This is a genomic window from Mycolicibacterium sp. lyk4-40-TYG-92, assembly GCF_030209435.1.
GTDB lineage: Bacteria > Actinomycetota > Actinomycetes > Mycobacteriales > Mycobacteriaceae > Mycobacterium.
This window is the reverse complement of the sequence record NZ_JARVRX010000021.1, coordinates 83,097-105,824: the sequence shown is the minus strand read 5'-3', so window position 1 is coordinate 105,824 and position 22,728 is coordinate 83,097. Positions and strand designations below refer to the sequence as shown.

At 65.0% G+C, this 22,728-nt stretch carries 21 protein-coding genes and 1 tRNA gene; 15 read left to right on the top strand and 7 right to left on the bottom strand.

Features of this window, described 5'->3' with window-relative positions:
- The first annotated feature begins 406 nt into the window (after window positions 1-406).
- From QRN63_RS26570 to QRN63_RS26545, 6 genes are all read left to right on the top strand, one after another.
- A complete protein-coding gene (locus QRN63_RS26570; RefSeq protein ID WP_285033875.1) occupies window positions 407-850 on the top strand; it encodes a hypothetical protein in 444 nt (147 codons plus the stop codon).
- The gene (locus QRN63_RS26565) at window positions 847-1,263 is read left to right on the top strand and encodes a hypothetical protein (RefSeq protein ID WP_285033874.1); all 417 of its coding nucleotides are present in this window, start codon (window positions 847-849) and stop codon (window positions 1,261-1,263) included. Before QRN63_RS26570 ends, QRN63_RS26565 begins: the two co-directional genes overlap by 4 nt.
- Window positions 1,253-1,618, top strand: coding sequence for a helix-turn-helix domain-containing protein (locus tag QRN63_RS26560; protein WP_285033873.1), 366 nt, complete (start codon window positions 1,253-1,255; stop codon window positions 1,616-1,618). The genes QRN63_RS26565 and QRN63_RS26560 overlap by 11 nt, the downstream gene beginning before the upstream one ends.
- Entirely contained in the window at window positions 1,531-2,640 is a 1,110-nt protein-coding gene (locus QRN63_RS26555) for an HK97 family phage prohead protease (RefSeq protein WP_350224477.1), read from the top strand. The genes QRN63_RS26560 and QRN63_RS26555 overlap by 88 nt, the downstream gene beginning before the upstream one ends.
- Before the next feature lie 251 nt (window positions 2,641-2,891).
- Window positions 2,892-3,233, top strand: a complete 342-nt coding sequence (locus QRN63_RS26550) for a hypothetical protein (RefSeq protein WP_285033871.1) — start codon at window positions 2,892-2,894, stop codon at window positions 3,231-3,233.
- On the top strand, window positions 3,208-7,917 hold the full coding sequence (locus QRN63_RS26545; protein ID WP_285033869.1) for a phage tail tape measure protein: 4,710 nt from the start codon (window positions 3,208-3,210) through the stop codon (window positions 7,915-7,917). Before QRN63_RS26550 ends, QRN63_RS26545 begins: the two co-directional genes overlap by 26 nt.
- A gap of 547 nt (window positions 7,918-8,464) precedes the next feature.
- On the opposite strand, the gene QRN63_RS26540 is transcribed toward QRN63_RS26545, so the two are convergent.
- Window positions 8,465-9,079, bottom strand: a complete 615-nt coding sequence (locus QRN63_RS26540) for a hypothetical protein (protein WP_285033867.1) — start codon at window positions 9,077-9,079, stop codon at window positions 8,465-8,467.
- Between the two features lie 139 nt (window positions 9,080-9,218).
- On the opposite strand from QRN63_RS26540, the gene QRN63_RS26535 reads away from it, so the two are divergent.
- Entirely contained in the window at window positions 9,219-9,827 is a 609-nt protein-coding gene (locus QRN63_RS26535) for a hypothetical protein (protein ID WP_285033866.1), read from the top strand.
- A gap of 290 nt (window positions 9,828-10,117) precedes the next feature.
- Here the strand turns inward: QRN63_RS26535 and QRN63_RS26530 are convergent, their stop codons facing one another.
- Window positions 10,118-10,363, bottom strand: coding sequence for a hypothetical protein (locus QRN63_RS26530; RefSeq protein WP_285033864.1), 246 nt, complete (start codon window positions 10,361-10,363; stop codon window positions 10,118-10,120).
- Window positions 10,364-10,433: 70 nt separating this feature from the next.
- On the opposite strand from QRN63_RS26530, the gene QRN63_RS26525 reads away from it, so the two are divergent.
- From QRN63_RS26525 to QRN63_RS26510, 4 genes are all read left to right on the top strand, one after another.
- Window positions 10,434-10,862 (top strand): hypothetical protein, encoded by a 429-nt coding sequence (locus QRN63_RS26525; RefSeq protein WP_285033862.1) that lies wholly within the window; start codon window positions 10,434-10,436, stop codon window positions 10,860-10,862.
- Window positions 10,863-11,054: 192 nt separating this feature from the next.
- Entirely contained in the window at window positions 11,055-11,402 is a 348-nt protein-coding gene (locus tag QRN63_RS26520; protein WP_285033860.1) for an amino acid aminotransferase, read from the top strand.
- 110 nt (window positions 11,403-11,512) lie between these two features.
- The gene (locus QRN63_RS26515; RefSeq protein WP_285033858.1) at window positions 11,513-11,857 is read left to right on the top strand and encodes a hypothetical protein; all 345 of its coding nucleotides are present in this window, start codon (window positions 11,513-11,515) and stop codon (window positions 11,855-11,857) included.
- On the top strand, window positions 11,854-12,735 hold the full coding sequence (locus QRN63_RS26510; protein WP_285033857.1) for a tyrosine-type recombinase/integrase: 882 nt from the start codon (window positions 11,854-11,856) through the stop codon (window positions 12,733-12,735). Before QRN63_RS26515 ends, QRN63_RS26510 begins: the two co-directional genes overlap by 4 nt.
- Before the next feature lie 5 nt (window positions 12,736-12,740).
- On the opposite strand, the gene QRN63_RS26505 is transcribed toward QRN63_RS26510, so the two are convergent.
- A tRNA-Ile gene (locus tag QRN63_RS26505) sits at window positions 12,741-12,818 on the bottom strand.
- A 342-nt stretch (window positions 12,819-13,160) separates the two neighbouring features.
- Here QRN63_RS26505 and QRN63_RS26500 point away from each other — a divergent pair.
- Window positions 13,161-13,979 (top strand): HpcH/HpaI aldolase/citrate lyase family protein, encoded by an 819-nt coding sequence (locus QRN63_RS26500; RefSeq protein ID WP_267317778.1) that lies wholly within the window; start codon window positions 13,161-13,163, stop codon window positions 13,977-13,979.
- Between the two features lie 36 nt (window positions 13,980-14,015).
- Here the strand turns inward: QRN63_RS26500 and QRN63_RS26495 are convergent, their stop codons facing one another.
- Complete coding sequence (locus tag QRN63_RS26495) at window positions 14,016-14,249, bottom strand: hypothetical protein (protein ID WP_073696419.1); 234 nt, start codon at window positions 14,247-14,249, stop codon at window positions 14,016-14,018.
- 377 nt (window positions 14,250-14,626) lie between these two features.
- On the opposite strand from QRN63_RS26495, the gene QRN63_RS26490 reads away from it, so the two are divergent.
- The gene (locus tag QRN63_RS26490; RefSeq protein ID WP_267317777.1) at window positions 14,627-14,878 is read left to right on the top strand and encodes a DUF3297 family protein; all 252 of its coding nucleotides are present in this window, start codon (window positions 14,627-14,629) and stop codon (window positions 14,876-14,878) included.
- Window positions 14,879-14,895: 17 nt separating this feature from the next.
- Entirely contained in the window at window positions 14,896-16,074 is a 1,179-nt protein-coding gene (locus QRN63_RS26485) for a damage-control phosphatase ARMT1 family protein (protein WP_285033853.1), read from the top strand.
- A 6-nt stretch (window positions 16,075-16,080) separates the two neighbouring features.
- Here the strand turns inward: QRN63_RS26485 and QRN63_RS26480 are convergent, their stop codons facing one another.
- The 3 genes from QRN63_RS26480 to QRN63_RS26470 all read right to left on the bottom strand — a co-directional run bounded on the left by QRN63_RS26480 (window position 16,081) and on the right by QRN63_RS26470 (window position 21,013).
- Window positions 16,081-17,112 carry a peptidoglycan-binding domain-containing protein gene (locus tag QRN63_RS26480; protein WP_267317775.1) on the bottom strand — a complete coding sequence of 344 codons (1,032 nt, stop codon included), beginning with the start codon at window positions 17,110-17,112 and terminating at the stop codon, window positions 16,081-16,083.
- Window positions 17,113-17,199: 87 nt separating this feature from the next.
- Window positions 17,200-20,232: a patatin-like protein gene (locus QRN63_RS26475; protein WP_285033851.1), complete on the bottom strand. Its 3,033-nt coding sequence runs from the start codon at window positions 20,230-20,232 to the stop codon at window positions 17,200-17,202.
- A 91-nt stretch (window positions 20,233-20,323) separates the two neighbouring features.
- Window positions 20,324-21,013, bottom strand: coding sequence for a hypothetical protein (locus tag QRN63_RS26470; RefSeq protein ID WP_267317773.1), 690 nt, complete (start codon window positions 21,011-21,013; stop codon window positions 20,324-20,326).
- Between the two features lie 251 nt (window positions 21,014-21,264).
- Between QRN63_RS26470 and QRN63_RS29760 the strand changes: the two genes are divergently transcribed.
- Complete coding sequence (locus tag QRN63_RS29760; protein ID WP_285033849.1) at window positions 21,265-22,692, top strand: glycoside hydrolase family 25 domain-containing protein; 1,428 nt, start codon at window positions 21,265-21,267, stop codon at window positions 22,690-22,692.
- The last annotated feature ends 36 nt before the right edge of the window (window positions 22,693-22,728 follow it).

The window sequence follows — 22,728 nt, the reverse complement described above, 5'->3', positions numbered from 1 at the left end:
TTACGCCCCTGCCCCTGCGTAACTCGCTGCCGGTCAATCCCCGTCGAACTGAGGTCATCGGCCCGCGAAGGGGATTTCGACGCGGCAGAAGGGCGTGCAGAGCCGTTGTTCATCGACCTTGACTGCCCCGACCCGAGCGAGCCACGGCACCCGCGAGGTGACGCATGAATCTCGCTGATGTCGTTGCACCGCTGATGCAGGGCGCGGCCTGTCGCGGGCATTGGCTGATGTTCGATCCCGCGCGGGCAGGCGAGCGGCCGGAGGCGGTGGCCGAACGTCACGCCCTGGCGGCGGCCGCTTGTGCTCGATGCCCAGCATTGCTCAAGTGCCGCAGCTGGTTTGACTCACTACCTACTCACAAGCGGCCGGGCGGCGTTGTCGCCGGCCGCGTTCCCCGGGAGGACCAATGACCGACAACAACCCCTGCGCTAACCCCTCGTCTAAGGGTTGCGCTGACCCCGCCGACGATGCGTTCAAGCACACGGTGGCGGTAGCCATCCAGTTCCTGAAGGAGGCGGTCGACCAGGTTGACCGGATGGACGCCCCGGAGTGGCAGCGGGCCGCGACGACGGTGCTGCTCCAGAACCTCGGCCAAGGGGTACGGGCTGCGGCGGTGGCAAAGCTGCCTGAACCGCAGTGGTTTTCAGGTGGCTGGCCGGTCGTCAATCGGGTGGACCTCGGTATGGATTGCAGTTGCGTGCATTGGCGGGTGTGGCACCCGGACCGTGATCACGGGGTGAATCGGCCGCAGGAGTTGCCGTCGGTTGAATGCCCGGCCGGCGGCCGACATCGGCTGTTTGTGATGGGGCCGGGGGATATCGAGGTACGGACCGAAGGTGCGACACGGTGACGCAGGCAACCCACCTCGACCTGTTGAAGTTCGCGGTCGCCGTTGGCGCGGGACAGGCGGCGTATACCCAGGGGGTGATGGCAAAGATGCGCGAGCTGGGCATGCTCGAGTGGGCAACGCTGACCACGATCCTGGAGAGCGTCGAGAGGCAGCTGCTGGAATGTCTGCCGAACGGCGAGGCGGACCTCGACGGCCGCTACTCGGCTGGCCACCGCGTCGCGTCCGTCGTGGAATTCCCTGATTGCCAATGCACTCACGTACAGCTCTGGCATCCCGACCCTCGCCACTCCCGCAACCAAGCGCAAGTCCTGGCGGACCTGCCGTGCCCGAAAACCGCTGTAACGCACCGCATCGAGGTCATGGAGCCGGGCGTCTTGAAGACCGTCGACCTGGGGGCGGCTGGTGCGGGATGACGGACTGTGGCTCGACGCCGACGATGCGCTGCTGTTCGCCGGGGCGCTGAAGCTGCTGGACTGGGCACTCAAGAAGCGCGGCCACAACACGCCTCCTGACATCGCCGCGGCGCAGCGAAAGCTCGAGGAGTTCATCGCAAGTCGCGTGGAAAGTCGCGTGGACGCGACAACGCGACCGATGGCCGACTGGATGGCGAATGCTCAGCTCATGGATTCGACCGAAGCGGCTGAGCGCCTGGGCCTGACGCCCGGCGCGGTGCGGAAGGCATGCCGCAGCGGCCGCTTGCAAGGTGTGGCGCGGAAAGAGCTGGGCCGCTGGATGATTCCGGCGGCAGATGTGGAGATGGGCGCATGACGTTCATTCAACGTAGTCGACCAACGGCCATCACCGATGCGCCGGAGCACCGCGCCATCCCGATTCATCAAGTGGAACTGCGGTCCGATGACAGTGGTGGCCAAGTGACGCTGACGGGTTATGCCTCGACGTGGCAGCCGTACGAGATGTACGGCGGACCGGCGGCCGGTGGCTGGATTGAGCAGATCGACAAGAAGGCGTTTACCAAGACGCTGCGCGAGTCGCCCGACCTCATGCTGCTGATCAACCACGAGGGAATGCCGCTGGCGCGCACCAAGTCCGGCACCCTCAAGCTGTCGGTGGACTCCCACGGGTTGAAGGTCAGCGCCAAGTTGGACCGGTCGGACCCCGACGTGCAGCGGCTGGAGGCCAAGATGCGCCGCGGCGACATGGACGAGATGTCGTTCGCATTCCGCGTCAAGGCCCAAACCTGGTCCAGTACAACAGAATTCCCGAACGACCAGACGGCGCTACGAACAATCACTGAGGTGTCGTTGCACAAGGGCGACGTCAGTGTTGTGAATTACGGAGCCAACGACACCACGTCAGTTGAACTCAAGGCGAGAAAGGGCACAACGATGGGAACGAGATTGGCGGCCGCGTTGGCTGACGCTCGGCGTAAGACAGGTGGTTACCGACCTCCGCCAGTGGTCGAACAGCTGTTGCAAGGCCGCTCGACGGTGTTGGTGGAGGCCGAGCGACTGGCGCGCCAACCGAGCATCTATCCGCCTACCGCCACTGCGCGCGGTCGCGTCGCAGAACGTGTGGCTCAGGAATCGCGTGACGCTATCGAACAAGGTCGTCAGGCGATTGTCAGCCAACTTGTGGCGAGAAGGGCCGAGTTGCTGCTGAAGGCGTACCAAACACCAACGCGGATGTCGCCCAACGATGTCAGAGAGCTGGCACTGGCCAACCGGCGGGAGCAGTGGCGTGCGGCGGGCCTGGACCCTCTCACTGGCCTGCCATACAAATCTCACGACTTGCTGGTGAATCCCCGCACCGGTCGCCCGTACAACGCATAACGGATCCGCATCGCCTGACCGGACCACGGTGGCCCGGCGAACGCGGAGCCTTTCGACGTTCCTCCATCCGCAGTGTGTGCCGTTGGCTTGTGTAGACCAGCACCGCCGCCGGGCCACCTGACTCCACCACCAGTCAATGAACAGCTCTTTGAAACGGAGATGCGATGACGGCATCAAGTAAGGCCGCGCCACGAAAGGCAATGCCCCGCAAATCGGATTCTGCGAATGCAGCGCCGGTAGAGACCGAGCCGATGACCAGCGCGGACGACACGCCGACGGCGTCGGGGATGGCGGATGCGCTGTCCAAGCTGTACCCCAAGGGCACCCCGGTGTGGGTGTTCACCGCGGCTGACGGCACCGAGATTCCGTTCCCCAAGTTTTCGACCGTCCCGACCCCGGACCGCGCGTTCTTCTGGCAGCTGTACCAGATGGACACGATGTTCCAAGGGTTCGAGTGGATGCGGTACGCGGGCGTTCCCGCCGAAATCCAAGCCATCGCAGTGCAGTTGCCCGAAATGGACTACCAGGGGTTGTTCGACGGCTGGTTCGCCGACGCCAAGGCCGACAATGAAGGGCCGACCAGTGCCGGGTAATGGTGGTATCGAGCTGGCCCAGGTGTGGGTGCCGCTTATGCCGGAGGCCTCCAAGATGGCTCGCGGCGTCGAGAACGTCGCGGCGACGGCCGAGCGGCGTTTCGGCAAGGCGAGCAAGGTAATTGGTGGTCACCTCGCGCAAGGGGTCGACGCTGGCGCATCCAAGATGCGGCAGGCCCTGGCTGACGTCGAGAAGCGCACGCTGGCGGTCGAAAAGGCGAAGCAGCGGGAAGCCGACGCCCAAGGGCGGGTGAACGTCGCTGAGAAGCGGTACCACGAGCTGCGGAATTCCAGTAGCGCCAAGGAATCCCAGCGCATGAAGGCGTACGAGGACATGACGCGGCTGCAGCGTGCAGCCGCGGCGTCCACGGCCACGCTGACCCGTGAGACCAAAGCTCTGTCTGTCGCCCAGGAAGCCAACGCGGCGGCGTCGGCTGCCGCTGCGTCGGCGGCGAAAGTGCCTATGGCGCAGCGGCTGTCCGCTCAGGCGGCAGCCGCGGGGGTGGCATCGGGCCAGCAGTTCACCAGGGGTTTCAGCTCGATGCTCAAGTCGGGTGCCGCGCTGGCTGGTGTCGGCGGGTTCGCTGCCACGCTCAAGTCGGTGGTGACGGCGGGCGTCGACATGGAGGCCAACCTGAACCGGCTCCAGGGCGTCACCGGGGCCAACTCCAAGGAGATGGCGCTGGCGTCCGCGACGGCCCAGAAGCTGGGGTCCGACACCACCATCGTGGGCGCGACGGCCGCCGACGCCGCCGCGGCCATGCTGGAGCTGGCCAAGTCGGGTCTGACGATGAACCAGGCGCTGGGCGCGGCCCCCGGCACGCTTCGGCTGGCGGCCGCCGCCTCGATCGACGCGGCGACTGCCGCTGAGGCGCAAGGCAACATCATCAACTCATTCCAGCTCAAGGCTGAGGACGCCAACCACGTCGCTGACGCGCTGGCCAATGTCGCCAACGCGGCAGCCGGTGACGTGCCTGACTTCATGCAGGGCCTGCAGCAGGCCGCCACGGTGGCGCACGGATTCGGCATTTCGATGGACGACACCGTTGCCACACTTGGGCTTTTCGCCAACGCGGGCATCAAGGGATCGGACGCCGGTACGTCGCTCAAGACGATGCTCACCCACTTGGCTGCGCCGTCGGATCAGGCCGGCAAGGCGATGGATGCGCTGGGCTTGAACATCCGCAATGCCAAGGGCGAGTTCGTCGGTATGCGCGAGCTGTTCCGGCAGATCGGCGAGGCGTCGAGCCGTATGCGGCCCGATGATTTCCAGGAGAACGTCGCCACGGTGTTCGGCACCGACGCGATTCGCGGCGCGATGATCGCCGGCAGCCAGGGCATCGAGACGCTGGACCGGATGAAGAAGTCGGTCATCGAGGTGGGCGGTTCCACCAAGATGGCGGCCGCCAACATGCAAGGCGTCCCAGGGGTTTTGGAGAAGATCAGCAACTCCGCATCGGGCGTCGGGCTGACGTTCTACGAGATGATCAAGCCAATTCTGTTGTCAGGCGGCGACAAAGTGGTGTCGATGCTGCAGAAGGCGCAGGATGCGCTCGACAAGATCAAGTCGGGCAAGGGCGCTGGCGGCGCGTTGGCGGTGATCGCTGACGGCTGGAAGAACATCAGCGGCGCAGTGAAGGACATCGGCCCCGACCTGATCAAGGCGGCAGCCGCGCTGGCCAAGGGCGTCGGTAGCGCCGTTGTAACTGGTTGGAATGCACTGGGTTTGGCATTTCAGGTGATCGAGCCGCCAGCCAAGCTGCTGTTGCAGGTGCTCAACAGCCTTCCCGGTGGGCTGTCGACGGCCGCCACTCTGATTGGCGCGCTGTACCTCAAGTCCAAGCTGGCGGGTCCGGCGATGCAGGGTGCCGCGGCGGCAACGAAGGCGTGGGGCAACGCATTCAGTGGCTGGCGGTCGCAGGCGGACGAGACGCACCGGACGATGACGCGTATCACCACCGCCACGGGCGAGACGGTGTACCAGCAGCGCGGCTACATCACCCAGATTCGTGATGCGTACCGCAGCAGCGCAACTGAGGCGGGCAACTTCCGCCGGACGATGGGCGTGGCCAGCGGTGCGATGACGGGCCTGCGGATCGCAGGTGGCGGCGTCATGTCGATGCTCGGCGGCCCGTGGGGTGCTGCGGCCGTCGGCCTGACGGTGGCGATGGGAGCGGTAGCCAAGTCGCACGCCGACGCGGCTGAGGCAGCGCGACGCCAGAAGCAGGCCGAGGACGAACTCAAGGGCACGATGACCGCCGGCCGGTTGTCCGAGCAGACGCTCAAGGACATGTCGAAAGCGTTGGAGGACAGCGGCGCTGCCAAGCGGGCACAGTCGTTCGGGCTGAATCCGAACGTGCTGTTGCAGGGCGCGACCGGCGACAAGGCGGCACGGGAGCAGCTGTTGACCAACCTGCAAAACCAGCTGGCCGACGTCGAGAAGAACAAGGGCAAGAACGACCAGTTCCGCGAGTCGGCCAAGGCGTTGGAGGTGTTGAAGGCCGCGGGCGTCAACGACCAGGACTTGGCCAAGGCGCTGTCGAAGGAGGGCTTCAACTGGGACATCGCCACCAAGAAGCTGGACGAGTACAACGCGGCGCAGAAGCAGGCATTCCAGGCGGATAAGCGCAACGAGGGCAAGAACTTTCAACCCGTCATTGCGTCCCTGGACACGCTGATGAACATGCTGCCCGACGCCGCGGAGTCGGCCGCGACGATGAACCAAGAGATGAACCACCAGGCGTTGACGGCGACGAACGCCGCCGAGTCGTGGAAGCGCGAGAACGCGGTCCTCAACGGCACCTGGCAGACCACGGCGCGCGGCGTGGAGGCGTTCGCCGCGTTGGGTGCCGCCATCACGTCGGTCCAATCGGACAAGCAGGTCACCGTGTCGATCCCGGATGACAAGTACATCGAGTTCAAGCGGCGGCTGGAGGAGCTGGGCAACAAGGTCGAGAAGTTGCCGGACGGCACCGTGGTGGTGACGGCCAACACCGACGAGGCGACCGAGCGGTGGAAGGCGTACCTGCAGAAGGTCGCAAGTACGCCGGTCCAGGTGCCGATCGAGTTGCAGGTGCAGAATTACGACGCGGCGCTGCGCGCGTGGGTGCAGCGGGTCCAGGCTGGCCAGATCGGCCCCATGCCGCAGGCCCCGGTCACCCCGGGCCGGACGATCGGCGGCCGCGCGACGGGTGGCCGGGTCGACGGCTCAGGGCGGATCACCGGACCGGGAAGCGGCACAAGCGATTCCATCCTGGCGCAGGTGCTGGGCGGCGGAATGGTGCGTGTGTCCAACGAAGAGTCGATCAACACCGCGCGGTCGACCCGGGCCAACTGGCCAGTCATCGACGCGATGAACCGGGGTGCCAACCTGACGCCGTGGTTCAAGCAGCTGCCCACCTTCGCTGAGGGCGGCCTGCTCGACTACGCGGAATCGCTTGTGGGGCAGGGCTACAGCCAGGCGTCACGGTGGGACTGCTCGGGAACCATTGCCCGCCTGGTCAATCGCGCTGTGGGTGGTGGCGGCGGTGGTCTGATGACCACGAAGAACGCGGCTGAGTGGCTGGCGGCCCGCGGGTTCGTGGAGGGTACCGGCGGCCCGGATGACTTCTCGGTCGGCTGGTACGACCACGGGCCCAACCCCAACGACGGCCACATGGCGGCAACGCTGCCCGGCGGTATCAACGCGGAGCAGGGCGGCAAGAACGGGGTGTTCACCCTGGGGGCTGGCGCGGCCGGCGCGAACGACCCTCAGTTCGACCGCCACATGTACCTGCCCGTGGACGCGATGTTCCCGGAGGGTGCGGGTGGCAGTGGGGGCTTCGGCGGTTCGTTCGGCGGTAGCGGCGGTGGGGGCTCGGCAGGTGGGTCGGGCAGCGGCCCGACGGGCGCGGAGCGCCGCGCACTGCGCAACGCCGCGCAGAAGGTCGATGACACCGCCAAGTCGGTCGAGCTGGCCCAGAAGCGACTGGACGAGATCAACGCGGACCCCAAGTCCAAGCCGTCAGCTCGAGCGGCCGCGCAGGAGCGGCTGAACAAGGCCGAGCGCGAGCACCAGGACGCGCTGGACGACCAGGCGGCCAAGCAGGAAGAGGTCAACCAGAAGGTGGCTGACCGCGGCTCCCGGGGCAGCAAGGGCGACCGCGACGGCAAGAGCGGCGGACCCGACGGGCAGTCGTTCGCCAAGGACATGCTGTCGGGTGCGCTGGAGGCCTTCGGGCTGGACGGGTCGGTGTTCTCCAACCCGATGGAGTGGGGCATCTGGAAGACCGGCACCGCGGCGGCCAACTGGGTTGGCGGATTACTCAAGAACTGGGGCACCAACAGCGGCCCGTCGCGCCTGAACCCCTACGGGGAGCGGGCGTATGCAGGCGACCCGATGGGTTCCCAGCACGGCCGCGGCGCGGGATCGCCGGGCCCCGGCAATCAGGGCGACGGCGGCCTGGGTGGCTTCCAGCTGGGTGACGGCGGCGGCATGTCGGGCGTCGGCGACACCCTGATGGGCGCGCTGCCGTCGGTGGCGGACTTCCTGCCATCGGCCGCTACCAACGTCGGCGGACCCATTGACGCGTCAATCACGGTGAACGGCAACGTCGATTCCAAGACGTGGGGCCAGGTCACCGCCTTCAACATGGACCGGACTCGCACAGCCGGATCCGGTCTCAAGGGAGCGGGTGGCTTCTGATGGACGGCAGCACAACCCAATAGACCTAGCGGCGGACCGGTCTTTTGACGGCCATTCGGGGACCGCCCCCGCCGCTATGGAACGTCGCTCCACCCGGTGCCCAGCACCTCACCGGGTGGGGCGACACCCACAGAAGGGGAACGACGTGGCCAAGAAACCGAACATGCCGTGCGCCAGCTGCGGCAAACCAATGTGGTCCAGCCCCCGCAACCTGCCCGCCGGACGCGCCACCTGCCTGGACTGCCGGCGCGCCAGATCGGCCACCAAGCCTGCAGCCACACGACGGTGCCGCGTGTGCGCCATCCCGGTACCCAGCCCTGCCCAGAAATGCCGCCGGCACAAGGCGTTGCGCCGCAAAGTGTGTCGACGGTGCGGCACCCAGTTCATCGGGCCCCGCGGCACCAATTGCTGCAGCGATGCCTGCCGCCAGATCGGCTACGATCAAGCACCAGCGCTATGGCGAAACACCTTGTCGCCGAACGGAATCGGCTAGCACGTCGCTAGCGAAAACCTGGCGACGTGCTAGCAAACCGGTACTGAACCGAGCTCAGTCCTGTTCGGCGATGGCAACCAGCGTCGCAGGTCCGCCCGCCGTCGCCGCACTGACCGATTCGATAGCCTCAATGGCCCGTCGACCTGCTGCGTCCTCGTCCCAGTCCCGCACCATCACCGTGACGATGCGGGTTGAGCCGACCGTCGACTCAACGACTGGCGGTTCGATTGGGTCGAAGCCCTCTACCAGGTCCAGCAGGCGCTTGAAGACCACGGCGTTGGCGACGTCGCACTGCACCTGAACCCGCCACAACGGTGCGCCTGGCTTGTAGGGCTTTGTGTGGTCAGTGCCGTGCCAGCGGAGGCCGTAGGTGATGACGTCGCTGCGGGACCCGTTGGTGCGGTGGGTGATTGAACGAGGTACCCCGCACGCGGTGGCGTACTCGTGCAGGTCCAGGTTGGGGTCCATGTGCCGCAGTACCTGGGCCGTCACCCACATGACGTTGGTCCGGACGGCAGCAGTTTCCGTGGGGTCGAGTGGCTCGGCAACGCGCCTGGCCGGACTATCGTCTTCGCGGCGGTGGCCCGCACGGTCGAGCCGGTACGGAGCGTCAGACCAGTCGTGGGAAGCGATCTCTGCGGCGAACTCACGCGCAATTCGTGACAGCATAAAAAATAACCCTCCGATGGGGTAGAAGTTAGTCGCCCCCCGACGGGGCAACTTGTAAAGCGCACTCACTATACACCACGGCACCCGACATTCGTCCAGGTCGCACCACCCTGTCGGTATAGCACGCTAGATTCCGCTCATGGCCGATATCTCGGGGTTGATCGTTGGTGGCATCGGCAGCGTCGCCGGAATCCTTGCGCTGGTCTACGCACACATCGCCAACAACAACGCCAAGCGATCCATCACCGTTGCCGGCGAGAGCCGAGACCTGGCCGTCGAAGCCAACGACCTGTCGCGACAATCCAACACCATCGCCACAGGTGCCCGCGAGATCGCGCAGGACGCCAACGACATCAGCCGCCGCTCCGAGGCTCGTGAGACCGAACGGCACGACGTTCGCTGGGAGGAGCAGTGGGTGTCGAAACAGAACGGCTTCTACGCGATAGTCAAGCGCGGCAACGACGTTGCCTACCATGTGAAGGCGACGGCGACGTTGGACAAGGGTGAACACGTGGTCGAGGCGGACACCGTCACCGAGGACGGCACACAGCTGCGATTCCGATTCGGCAGCGAGGTATACGACCGCGACAAAGCGGCGCTTGATGAGGCGTTACGCGCCCGGTCATTCTCGGTGCCACTACGCATGCACGCGGTCGACGTGCGGATCGAGTGGACCACCGCATTGGGCACCCCGAAGCTGTTCACGGCCGTGTTCCCGGTCCAGATCGTCAAGTTGCCGGGCCGCTGACCAGCGGAAATGGTTGGGGCGCACCGCCTTCCGCGGGTCGCTGACCTGGGGAAACGCGGCCGGGCCACCCGACCCCCGTCACCATAACCCCAGGTCAGGGGCCTGACCGGGGGCCCCTCGAAAGTCATCGGCCCTGGTCGCCGCCCCTTCCGCCGCGGTGTGGTCAGATCCCCCCGGCGGAAAGTAGAAAAAACGACGTCGGCGGGCCCTGCGGCGCAAGGGATTCGGCCAGCGACCGTTTGGCCTGGTCGGCCCGGCCGACCGTCACACCTGCAGGCCCTGGTGTGCGTTCACTTTTCGTCGGGCTCGCTCGTGTCCGGTGCCGGCCAATAGTCGTAACGGACCTTCCACTTCATCAGGTGTTCCTCACCGGGCAGCGCGGTGCCGCCTATGGGGTGCACCCGGATCAGTTCTTTACCGGTCCCGTGAAGTTGTCCGGCCACCGCATTGGTCAGCAGTTCGATCAACACGGGGACGGGCCGTGACTCGTTGGCCAGGATGACGGTGGTCTGCTCGGTGCACGCGGTCTGGGGCATGTTCGACATTGTTCCCGCCGACCTGGGCGTGGGGGCGGAAACTGGCGGTCCAGCTTCATACACTGCCGCCATGATCGTCAACTCCTTCATTCTGTGTAGTAGCGCCACGTTTACAGCGGCCAGCACGGTGAACATCACAGATGCCGGCATTCGAGACGTACACATCCAGGTGGCCGATGACTGGCAGCCAGGGCAGCAGTTTGGTTTCGAGATCGGTGCCGTCCTGTTTGCGGAGAACCAATCAACCGACACCTCCCAGCAGCCGTACCTGACTGTCCACTTGCGGGCGGGCAAGCCTGAGAATGGGAGTACGGCGCAGGTCCTGCTCAGCGGTTGGCAGGACGGGAACGCCGGCACCAAGTTCATTCATGAGGCGTTCCCGCTGCAGTTTGTATTGCGCGAGGAGGGCGACTACATGCTGACGGTGCACCCGGAGGGGATGGACAACGACACCGCCGCCGCGGTGTACCCGCTGAAGATATCTGTGATCAAGGCCTGATTGGCTCACGCCGGCGCGCCTCCAATCGGATTGGGTTTTCGACCCGCATATGGGGATGGTTACCACGGGTGGGGATTGCTGGGGCTCTGTGGGCATTTTTGCCTGCTGTGCGCAATTGATCAAAATGGCACAATTGATCAAAGCAGTTGTCCCACTTGATGTTTGGGATTGTCGAGAGCTAGTTTCACCGACGTGACGACCATCAATCACTATGTGCCACCGGACGACCCTGCCGACCCTGTTGCCGCGGCCCTGGACCACCTCACGCTGGCCCCGGTCGGCGGCTCGATGGCGTATCGCGTTGTGCTACGCGGTATCGCCGCCATCCTCGACGTTGAAGGCGCGCTGACAGGTCTGACTTGGCCGGACGCGCGCAAGGCTGTGGAGTGCATCGCGTACTGCTGCTGCTTCGAAGAAGAAGCCGGGCGGGCCCTGCGTAGCTGCGCAGGCGCGGTGCTGGCCGACGCGATACGGTGGCGCGACCCTCGTGGCGTAGCTCGAGCTCTGGCGGTCTCAGCGACGATCGGTGACACGCTGTGACCGCGCGCAACCGCCTGGGACGTCTACAGCATCCTGTACTCGGTTCAGCATTCTTGAATTACATTGTGCTAGTTGGTAATTCAGCTTTACATCGAGTTACATTCGGTCGCGTGAACAACAGAATCGACCCCCTACTGGTCCGTGATCTCGTCATCGACATCACACACGTAATCACCTCAGCCGGCGCCGCTAGCGATGCTGGTGACCTCCACGACGTGATGGCCGAATACGCCACCGCACTGGCCGCGGCAGGAGTCTTCGACGGGCTGTCGGCCGAGGATGCCCGTCTGGTGGGGGTGACGATCGCCTGGGACGTGACGCAGTTCGATGACGCGGCCGAACGTCTACGGAAGCGAGCGGCGGTGATCGCCGCTGGCGGGTGGCGATGGTCCGATGCCCCAATGGTCGCGGCAGGCGCGTTCATGTCGGCCGCTGCAATGCTGGAGCAGTTGTGAGCGCCCCGCTGTTCGTCGTCAGTTCCCGGCCCGCGCCGCCCGACCTGATCACCGATTGGGAGGTCTGGCAGTACGCCCAGAGCTTGTCCGTCCGCACCGTCACCGAACGGTCCAAGGTGGTCACTCGCTGCGCGCACGAGACGGGTACCGGCCCGGAGTTCCTGCAGCCGCAGCAGATCGCCCAGTGGCTGGCCAACGACGCGTGGAGTGCCCGGACCCGCGTCACGTACTTTCAGGCGTTGTCGGCGTGGTTCACGTGGATGACCACGATGGGGCACCGATCGGACAATCCGATGGAGCGGGTCGGCAAGCCCAAGCAGCCGCGCACGATGCCGAGGCCCATCACCGACGCCAACCTTCGGCGTCTCCTGGGCATCGTGATGCGCCGGCGGACACGCGCGATGATCTTGCTGGCCGCGCTGCAGGGGTTGCGGGCGCACGAGATCGCGAAGGTGAAGGCGGAAGATTTCGATCTGGTGGACCGCACCCTGACGGTCAAGGGGAAAGGGGGCGTGGTGGCGACGATGCCGCTGCACCACCTGGTTGTGGAGATCGCGTATCAGATGCCGCGGACCGGCTACTGGTTCCCGGGGGTGGATAACGGGCACCAGCGCCGGGAGTCGGTGTGCGGCGCGATCAAGGAGGCGATGGTCCGGGCTGGAGTACAGGGGTCGGCACATCAGCTGCGTCACTGGTTCGGCACCTCCCTGGTGCGGGCCGGCGTCGACCTGCGGACCACCCAGGAGCTGATGCGGCACCAGAATCTGGCCAGTACGGCCATCTACACCCAGATCAGTGACCGGCAGCGGGCGAAGGGGCTGCAGCGTTTGGATCCTCTGCAGGTCGGCACGCTGTCAGACCGCGACGACGTCGTGTAGCTGCGTGGTGGGGCGGGCGGGACTTGAACCCGCGACCAACGGATTATGAGTCCGTAGCTACTGACCAACTGAGCTACCGCCCCGTCACGGTGACCATACGGTGGCGCGATTAGGGTGGTCCAGGTTCGGCCAGGCGTACAGCAACCGATACAGCAACCCGTCCAAATTTCTGGACGTAAATGGCCGTAAACCGACGTAAAGGAACAGCCGTCTAGCTGGAGTTTCTTTACGTCGGCTTACGTCAGTTAACGTCAAACTCGACTCTGGGGGTCAAGTGGTCGCAGGTTCAAATCCTGTCAGCCCGACAGATGAAGTAGCAGGTCAGAGGCGGTTTCCGAGAGATCGGGAGCCGTCTTTTTCATTCCTGGGGCCGTGCAGCCTCGCATTCTGGGCGGCGTGTACCCCACTGCGTCTAACCTGACGCCATGACCGTCAACTCGAAGGTTTCGCGCTCCTGGCTGCTCGTCAATCCGTCCCGCGAACCTGACCTCGGCGCACTCCTGGCAACCACGAGCTGTGACGAGGTGATTCTGGATCTCGAAGACGCCGTCGCTCCCGATGAGAAGGAGGCGGCCCGGGAGCGGGTCGTCGAATTCCTGAACTCCGGAGCCCGGGCGTGGGTCCGGGTCAACGACGCGTCCAGCGATTTCTGGTCTGCCGACTGCCGCGCCCTGGCGGAGTGCCGCGGTGTGAAGGGCGTCGTGCTGGCCAAGACCGAGGGCGGAAACCACATGTGGGATACCGCAAACCGGCTCGGTGGCGAATCGCCGGTGATCGCGTTGATCGAGACTGCACGAGGACTGGCGCGCGTGCATGACATCGCTGCCGCGCGACCGTGCTTTCGCATAGCGTTCGGCGTCAATGACTACACGCTGGACATCGGCGTGGAGCAGGACCCGTTGGCTCTCGCCTACAGCCGTTCCCAGCTGGTCGTTGCATCGCGCGCGGCCCACATCCCGGGCCCGATCGACGGGCCGACCCGAGATCCCGATCAGCTGGCCGAGGGCGTGGCGCTCACCCGGCAGATGGGTATGACGGGCAAGCTCGCGTTGCGCTCGTCCGACGCCGAGACCATCAACGCCGGGCTGAGCCCATCCGAATCTGACATCGGTTGGGCGCGCGAGTTCGTCGAGCAGTTCAATGCCCGCGGCGGAAAACCCAAGGACGGCAGCGACTTACCGCGATTGAACCGCGCCCGGATCATTCTGGACAGGGCGCGTCAACTCAAGCTGATACCGGACTGACACCGCCTGCAGTGGCCGCTGCAGGGGAGCGAAGCGTCAGGTCAGCGGTACCCAGCCCCGCGGGTCGACGTCCGTGGGCACGGCGCGGACGTAGAAGCAGTTACTGAAGCCCATTGCGCCTTCGCAATGGTTGAAGATGCCGTTGCCGTCGGCTTGCCCGTCGCAGTATCCACCCCAGGGGGTGTTGAAGCATTGTCCTGGCGTGGCGTGGGCTACCCCGATGGGGCTGAGTGCGAGCGCGGCAGCAGCGATTGCGAGTGCGATTTTCATCAGCCCATCCCTCCTTCTGTCATGAGGTTTGATCTGTCGCGAGGCTCTGGTGCGTTGCCGTCACCGGGCCCATAAATTCCGATGGTAGGCCGACTTTTGGAGTGCTGGCACTGTTATGTGTGCAGGTGAACACCCGTCCCCAGTGGACTTCCGAGACGGGTGTGACGCATGAGGTAGATGGGGATTTTGCGCGGACGCCAGCGCCCAATTGCCGGAACCGCCAAGCAGTTTCGATGCGGCGGGGTCTGCCGCACGATCAGATGACGGCTTCGGCCGAGGGGCCGTCACGACCTACGCCGAACCCGCTACGGCAGGCTCGCGTACGTTCCTAGAGAATTACCGCCAAGAACCCGACGCAGCACTCGACGAAAGCCATCATGTCTCAGGATCAGAACACAGACGTTCCCCCGAACCACCTCTCCATCGATCCGCGCAGCCCCTTCTATAGCGAAGAGGCGCTCATCCGTGGCGTGGGTATCCGCTTCAACGGCTCCGAGAAGACCAATGTGTACGAATACGACGTCGCCGAGGGCTGGGTGCGGGTGGAAGTCCCGACCGCCAAGGACCGCCGCGGAAATCCGATGGTCGTCAAGCTCAACGGCACGGTTGAACCCTATTTCCGCACCTAGCAAGTAGCCGAACCGTGGTGGATACCTCTGCTGCGCCCACGATCACCGCAGCGGCGCCTGGCTCCTTCGAGTGGGACGTGTTCCATGGCCGGCACCCCAAGCTGGTTCGTCAGGTCCTGGACTCTTCGCCGTATACCTCAGCCGAAGAGGCGATGCTGCAACAGCTTCTCGTCGAGAGCACCACTGGCGTCATCGAGCCGCTGCCCGAGACCGCTCATGACCGGGCGGATTGGCTCGCCTGGGGTGAGCAGCAGTACGGGCGGCCGTGGGGTGAGGCGCCGTTCCTCTGGAGCGAAAGCTATTTCTACCGCCGATTGCTGGAGGCTGTCGGCTACTTCGGGGCGGGCACCTGGTGCGGCATCGACCCGTTCGCGCCGGTCAAGAACGCCGAGTTGACGGGACCAGAAGTCGACCAGGAACTGAGTGCGTTCGCCGACTTGGCGGACGCATCGGAGGACCAGCAGCACCAGGCGCTGCTGGTCGCCGCGGTGTGGGGTAACCGTGCCGACCTCAGCTTCCAGCTCCAGCTGAACACCGCGGCCGCAGAGGGGCACTCGGAGGGCATGCTCGTCGACGACAGCGCGCTGCTGTGGTCGGCCCTGAGGTCGCAGGACAACCCGATCATCTGCCTTGTCGCCGACAACGCCGGACGCGAGTTGCTGGCGGATCTCGTCCTGGCTGACAGTCTGCTCAGTCAGCGCTTGGCGGCCGAGATCGTGCTGTACGTCAAGCCGCAGCCCTACTACGTCTCGGATGCGACCATGGTCGACGTCCTGGCGGTCATCCGGCGCTTGAGGACAGAGTCACGTCCACAGATCGGCAGGATCGGTGACCGGCTCTGGGACGCGGTGCGCAGCGGCCGCCTCGAAGTGCGCACCCACAAGTTCTTCTGTGCGCCACTGGCGTTTCACGACATGCCGGGGGAACTGGCCGCGGAATTCGCGACCGCCACGATGACGGTGATGAAAGGCGACCTCAACTATCGGCGTCTCGTCGGAGACCGATACTGGCCCGCCACAACACCGTTCGACGAGACCGTGGCCTACTTTCCGTCTCCGGTCACGGCACTACGGACGCTGAAATCGGAAGTTGTGGTCGGCCTGACGTCCGAGCAGCTCGCCGAACTCGATGCCACCGGACCGGGCTGGCGGACCAGCGGCGGTTACGCAGTGATCCAAGTCCGCGTGGACCGGTGAGGCCGTTCAGACCACTACCGGATTGGCCTGAGGAGCCGGAACGGACGCGCTGATGAGTCGTTCCCGCATCCAGTTCGTGCCGCCCTCGAGTTCGAACGGCGCATAGTGCGGGTTCGGGTTGCTGGCCAGGAACGCTGCGCCGCTGGTCATCGCCTCGATCACGGCGACCGCCTCCTCGAAGGGCGCATGGAGCGTGAATGCGATCTGCCCCGCGAGGGAGAACGGGTTGCTGATCCAGTCGTTCATCACCGCCTCGTAGACAGCCGCTTTGACCGCGCTCGCCTGGTCGTCGCTGTTCTCGGCGAAGATGTCGCCTGCGCGGTAGACGTCCATCCAGTTGTCGGGCTTGATGGGGAAACCGGGCAACCCGAACCGCCGAATCGGGTCCAGGCCGTGGGTGCCGGTCGCCGCCACCCGTGGTGTGGCCCACGGCGCGATGGAATCGGTCTGTCGGCACGGGTTGGCATATGCCAGAACGCCTTTGAGGTCCGGGGTGCGCCAGGCCAGCGGTTGGCCGGGCTGTAGGTACCGGAAGTAGAAGTACGAGCCCACGATCGCGCCCTGGGAGTAGATGCCGAGCGACCATGGTGTGCCCTCCGGAAACGGCACGCCGTTGTCCATCTGGGTGGCGCTGAGCAGACGGGCGAGCTCGTTGATCCCGCTGTCGTTGTCGAACGGGAGCGCTCCGTTGTTGTAGCCGATGGGCTGGTGATGGCAAAGACCTTCCTTCTCAAGGATTGTCGCCGTGTCTGCCGCCGGCCCGCGGAACATGTCCGACAGGTGCCCTTCGACCGTGAACATGATCGGGCGCAGGTTCCGCGGCGGCGGAACGTAGTGGGCGGCCTGTGCGGTCACGTCGTCGAAGATGCCGGTCTGCGGTAGTCCGAGGCGCCGTTGCATTTCGGTGACGGCGGCGATGTCACTGTCGCCGTATACGCGGTCTTTTGCCGGCGCGTACGCGCGGTACTGGCGCTGGAACCAGGCTTGCCAGTATTCGATTTCCGTTCCGTGGGCTCCGGGACCGTACGGTAGAGGCATCGGTGTGCTCCCTTCCAGATTTCTGACTGCTCGTTGTGAACATGGTTGACAGGCAATGGAATTCAGAGGGCGAGGTGCGCCCTGCGATCATCTCGACAACGGGCGGCTCACGGACCGGGCCCTTCGAGCCCGTGGTGTGGCGAGCGAGACGTGGAAGCGTCGATCCGATTCCGGCACAGGAAGCACGTCATCGTCGTGCCTGAACCGGTCGGCGGCGTGGGCGAGTGGCGGTTTGCTGGAGTGCTGCCACATTCCCAGAGCGATGAGATACGCGCCCGTCCCGCCGACGACGAGGAGGCCCAACAGTCCCAGGGCGATCGAGCCCTGCAGCGCGGCTGCCGCGCCGGCAACGAGAAGTGTTGCGCCGAGAAGGAGAAGGGCTGCGCCGAGAATGATGATCCGGCGAGCATTGCCTTTGGCCCACCATACGGCGCGATACGCACCCACGGTCATCATCCGTGCGACGCTCAGCGGTGGCTTGAGAACGTTGGGTACCTGTTCGACGGCACCGGCCGCCGCGGTCACGGTGGCCACGGCTTTGGCGATGGTGCACGACATGAGTGGGGAGCCCCCATCAGAGGCGAATGTTTCAGCGGCAATGGGATTTTCGGGTAGGAATCGGTATTTGGCAGAGGTAGAGGCGGCCCGGACCGATTCGGCCCAGCTGTGAGTTGTTTCGGGGCTCCAGTCCGGAGGTTCTCCCGATCGCGGGTCGAGCACGGCATCAGCGAGGGCGTCCAGTTCCTCGTCGAGGACACGTCTCTGCCACGACTGCGCCAGCCACATGGATGTGTGGGGAAGGCTGGTCGGCATCGGCCGGCCCGGGTTGTCGAGGAATTGGAGTTCTGTGAGCACCGCAGCAGGCGCCGGGCCCGCGCTCGGTGTGCCGGGCGCCCCGATCGCTGCGAGCTTGTCCACGAACCACTGCGCCCGGCTGACCGCCCCGTCAGCTTCGGGTGTTGGGACGATCCACTGCACGCGTCGTGGGTCGAGTAGGGCGTGTACCAGCCATCCTGCGCCGTCGAGGCGACCCCACATCCAGTCGTTGGCACGCCATGAGCGTTTGTAGAAGGCGCCAAAGTGGTGGAATTGCATGCCGGTGAGTTTCTGGGCGGCCGTCTGAAAATCAGGCGCGAGTTGGCAACGGGTATCGGCGCTGACTTGGATCAGTTCCAGCGACTGCTCGACGTCTGCGTCGGTGGGGAGCATCGCCCGCTGGGTCGCGGCGAGGTCGAACAGCTTGGTGGCCACAGTCGCCGCATCGGTCCCTGGCGCAAGGTATTTGAGATACGTCGTCAGCTGATCGAGGTGCTGACCATCAGGCGGGCGGACGGCGTCGGCTGCCCGCCTGATGGTCAGTGTCCGGTTGGCAATCGCGGTCAGCTCTCGATGTCCGTTGACGATGGCAGAGCCCAGCATTTCCCAGGCGTCGCTGTTGTCGCCGTCGAGTTCGAAGTGTGCGAGATAGGCCCCGGCGAGTAGGCCGGCGACGTCCTCGAGCGAACCGTTGCGGGTCTGCGGGTTGGTGCAGACCATCTGGACGAGGTCGCCGAGGTCGAGCGCTTTCGGCGGTCCGCACGCATCCGAGATGTTCTTGGCGGTCGCTGCTACGGCGGCCATTTCGTCTGGCGACGTCGCGAGCTGGTAGGCCGCCCGAATGACGGCGATCGCGCAGGCCTTCGCCAGGTCGAAAGCCGGCCGGCCGTAGTGCGAGAGGTCCGCTGTGCTCGACGGTAGTGAGCCTGCGGGGGATGACCAATGGGTCATGATGAATTCGGTGATCTTTGTGCGGCAGAGGGTTTCGGCGTCGCCGCCGATCTTCAGGTTGGGCTCCCACTTCGTGGGAATGCTCTGCGCTGTGCCGTTCGACGCGGGCCAGGTGCTGAGTTGGCGAAGGAGTGCTGCGGTGAGTGTTTGCGCGTGCCGGGTGGCTTCTTGCCGCGTGTAGTCCGCCAGCAACTGCGGGGTGAGCAACCGTTTGCGCTTCGGCAGACCTATGGCGAGCTGGGCGAGATGCAGTCTCGTGTTGGCGCGCGCGTGCATGCGGTCCTGGTGGGTGCGGATGGCGCGGAGGTCGGCTGAGATCGATTGCGACGTCATCGCGGTCAGATCCTTGAGCAGCGCCTCAACGAGCTCGAGTGGCTTGTCGAGTTCGTCTCCGGGAGCCTCTTCCAGGGCCGGCGTCGGTCCCGAGGAGGGCACCACGAACAGGAGGACCCGGCGGACCGGCCGTTCGGCGGGACGGTCGAAGATTCGTTGCAGTAGAACGTCAATGGGCTGGTTGTCCAGCAACCCGCCATCGGCGACCCAGTGCGGGCGGGTGAAGGTGGTGAAACGGGACATCGGCGGCCGGGCGGGCGCGTCGCCCGTCTTGGCGGTTCCTTCGGTAAAGGGGATGAAGGACGGTTCGAATGCAACGGGGAACGAGGCGCTGCTGCGAGCGGCCAACGCCAGTGCCGATGCGGCGTCACCGCTCGTGAGGTTGGCCTCGGTGAAGGTGAAGACACCGCGTCGGTCGACATCCTGGACCTGGGTGCCGAAGGAGTCGGTGAACCTGCTGGTCTCGCCGTTGAGCAGCGTCGTCGTGATGTAGAGCGTGGTGGATGGGAGGCCGCCATCGGGACGGGGCTGGATCGAGAACGGTCCGTGCGTGAATGTCGGAATCTGCGCGTCGAGGTCCTTGAACATGCATTCGTCGCCGTAGAGGAGCGACGGCGTGCCGGCGTCCGTGGGATCGCGCAAGAGGTCGGTCAAGGACCCCAGATCGAGCCAGAGCTCGCGGAGGTTGCCGAGGTCGGCTCCCTTGACACGCGACCAGGCAAGGAACGCCGCGTTGATGCCGCCGGCACTGGTCCCGGACAGGATGTCGACGTCGGCGACGACGTCGAGCAGATCGATCAATTCGGCATAGAGTTTGAGCGACGCTTCCGCCGCTGTGGTCAGTGTCGAGGCGGGAAGGTCACCTCCCCTCAGTCGCCACTGCGACGCCTGGGCGAGCAGATTGATCTCACGTGTCACCCCGGCCATCCAGATCGCGAGGCTGACACCGCCGGTCATCGTCGTCGCGAGGCGCAGTTCCTGGGTGGACTCCGACGCCTTGGACGGACTCTGAAACGCCATCGCGCACCTCCCTTTTACTGGATTCGAAGCTAATGACGGTGGTGGGCGGCTGTATCGAGTAGTCGACTACTCGAATATGCGAATTCGAATGTCAGGACTCGGAATTCACTACCGGGACAGCGGCGTTACCCGTGCCCAGGAACGGTGTGAGGATCGTCATCATCAGCGCCCCGCCGACGGAGAGCGTGCCGGACAGCAGCGTGAACGCGCCGTCCGGCACGCTGTATTGGAGTGGTGACCCGGGCACCGTCAAGCCGTACACGGCCATCGACAACATGGCTGCCGCGATCGGCAGGTACGGCGGGCGCATGGCACACAGCGCACCGACAGCGGCGATGTCGCGATTCCCGGGGTTCAGGGTGTATTCGCGCTTCGCGCAATAGGTCGCAAGGATGATGGCGCCGCAGGCGATCACTGAAAAGCCGTAGAGCGCCCATCGGCCGGTGTTGTACGTAGGGCCGGAGTCAACGAACAATGCCAACAACGTCGTGTAGGCGACCAGTGCCTCGGCGGGGATCTGGGCGGCCAGCAACTGTGCAAATCCGGCAGCCGTATCGATCAGCGGTGCCGAAGGGGCCGTCTGGGTGACGTCAGTTCGCCGAGGCAACGTCGCCGTCGGCCCCATGGCCGGCATCTCCGGCTGCGCGTATGGCGGTCCGTTCGACGGCGCCGGTGAAGGTGAAACCCCTTGTCCGGAACCAATTGTCACGCTGTTCAGTGGCTGGCCGGCGGGTGCGAGGTCGCGCGCGACCGCGACCGACGCCATGGCAACCAGGCTCATGATGACCTCCTCGGTGCTGGTAGGGACCACCGGGTCGCCGTGTCAACTTGCGATCCGGTTCGCCTACGTCCCAACGATGTTGCGCTGCTGGTGGCTCGCACACCCGCGTAGCCGGCTACTCGACTGTTGTCGCGTCACAGCGACAGTCGGTGCTCAGCGCAGCGGCGATTCGAGTAGTGGGCTACTGGTGCGTCCCTGCACATTTCGTCGCGACACTGGGTTTCCCATCACTTCAGCACAAGGAGGGACTGATGACCGTCACTCGCGGCGGCGTGGAGTTCGCCAAACGCATTTTCTTCGACCGGCTGGGCGACGACTACGTCTACGGCGGCACCTGGGATCCCGGTGATCGCAGCGTCGGCTGTGACTGTTCGGGCCTGGTGACCGATGTGCTCTCAGCGGTATTCAACGGAGACCAGATGGTGTGGGGCAGGCAAGGACTGTCCACCGAGTCGTACCGTTACAAGGCTGTCGGAGAGCAGCACGTCGGACCCTTCGATCTGATGCACGTCGCATCGTTGAGCGACGTGCCCGGCGACGCACCGGTGGTGATCAACCTCCACCATGAGGGCGACGGTGGTCCGCACTCGCACATGAACTGTGTCGTCGACGGCGTCGCGATGGAATCGTCGGGCTCGTGGGGGTGCTGTACCAACCCCAAAGCGATTCCGTCTGACAGCAATTACTGGAACGACCACTGGTACGTGGCCGGCCCGATCGTCGAAGACGGCACACCTCCGGCCCAGGGCCACGTCGACAGCTTCTTTGCCGACGTGTCCGAATTCCAGGTGCCGGTCGGCGATTCCTACCCGTACAAGATTCTCTCGATCCGCGTGTGCGACGGTACCCACCGGGATTCCAACTTCGCGCAGAACTATGCGTGGATGCGCAATGCGCTGGATACCGGGCGGTTGGAATGCGGCATCGTGTACACGTACGTCCGCCCGAATTGGCAGGACAATGCCGACACGGTGCGGCAGATGATCGACGCCAACGGGGGACTGCACCCCAGGGTCGTATTGATGCTGGACGTCGAAAGCGGCGGTAATCCCGGCGGCGACGGATCCGCCTGGATCAACGCCCTGTACGACAACCTCGCCGAATATGCCGGCAACCCGGCGCGCATCATCGGCTATGCCAATCAGGGCGATTTCAACACGATGTGGGTGTCGAGGCCCAAGGGATTACGGGTGATCGCCGCGTCGTATGGCTCCAACCCGTTGCTGCCAGGCCAAATCGCCCACCAGTACACAGACGGGGCGTACGGCGCCAATCAAGGCCTGCCGATGGGCTGCAACCCGTTCGGCAACTGCGACATGAATGTGGCAGATGGATTGTCGCCCAACGATTTTGCCGCAGCATGCGGCATCGGAAGCGGTGTCGGTGCAGGACCGGTAGCCGCCACCCGGACGACAGGAGTGATCACCATGGCTCAGACTCAGGACATCCTGAACATGCTGAACGGCACCAACACGGACGGCACCCCGTTGATCGGCCCCGATGGCGCGGACTACCGTGCGGTCGACCTGCTGGCACCGGACACCGAGCCGCTCGACGAAAAGCAGAACACCACCCGCTCGGTGTTTGACCAAATTACGACATTGTCGAAAGTTCTCACCAGGACCCACAACAACAAGACGCTATTTGAGATGGTGTCCGATTTGCACGACAAGATGTGACATCGAATTTCGGACCGGTCGTTAGCCGCCGGCCCG

Coding starts and splice junctions, on each gene's coding strand:
- QRN63_RS26570 (WP_285033875.1), top strand. CDS start 407: ATGACCGACAACAACCCCTGCGCTAACCCCTCGTCTAAGGGTTGCGCT.
- QRN63_RS26555 (WP_350224477.1), top strand. CDS start 1,531: ATGCCGCAGCGGCCGCTTGCAAGGTGTGGCGCGGAAAGAGCTGGGCCG.
- QRN63_RS26550 (WP_285033871.1), top strand. CDS start 2,892: ATGACCAGCGCGGACGACACGCCGACGGCGTCGGGGATGGCGGATGCG.
- QRN63_RS26545 (WP_285033869.1), top strand. CDS start 3,208: ATGAAGGGCCGACCAGTGCCGGGTAATGGTGGTATCGAGCTGGCCCAG.
- QRN63_RS26540 (WP_285033867.1), bottom strand. CDS start 9,079: ATGCTGTCACGAATTGCGCGTGAGTTCGCCGCAGAGATCGCTTCCCAC.
- QRN63_RS26535 (WP_285033866.1), top strand. CDS start 9,219: ATGGCCGATATCTCGGGGTTGATCGTTGGTGGCATCGGCAGCGTCGCC.
- QRN63_RS26530 (WP_285033864.1), bottom strand. CDS start 10,363: ATGCCCCAGACCGCGTGCACCGAGCAGACCACCGTCATCCTGGCCAAC.
- QRN63_RS26525 (WP_285033862.1), top strand. CDS start 10,434: ATGATCGTCAACTCCTTCATTCTGTGTAGTAGCGCCACGTTTACAGCG.
- QRN63_RS26500 (WP_267317778.1), top strand. CDS start 13,161: ATGACCGTCAACTCGAAGGTTTCGCGCTCCTGGCTGCTCGTCAATCCG.
- QRN63_RS26495 (WP_073696419.1), bottom strand. CDS start 14,249: ATGAAAATCGCACTCGCAATCGCTGCTGCCGCGCTCGCACTCAGCCCC.
- QRN63_RS26490 (WP_267317777.1), top strand. CDS start 14,627: ATGTCTCAGGATCAGAACACAGACGTTCCCCCGAACCACCTCTCCATC.
- QRN63_RS26480 (WP_267317775.1), bottom strand. CDS start 17,112: ATGCCTCTACCGTACGGTCCCGGAGCCCACGGAACGGAAATCGAATAC.
- QRN63_RS26475 (WP_285033851.1), bottom strand. CDS start 20,232: ATGGCGTTTCAGAGTCCGTCCAAGGCGTCGGAGTCCACCCAGGAACTG.
- QRN63_RS26470 (WP_267317773.1), bottom strand. CDS start 21,013: ATGAGCCTGGTTGCCATGGCGTCGGTCGCGGTCGCGCGCGACCTCGCA.
- QRN63_RS29760 (WP_285033849.1), top strand. CDS start 21,265: ATGACCGTCACTCGCGGCGGCGTGGAGTTCGCCAAACGCATTTTCTTC.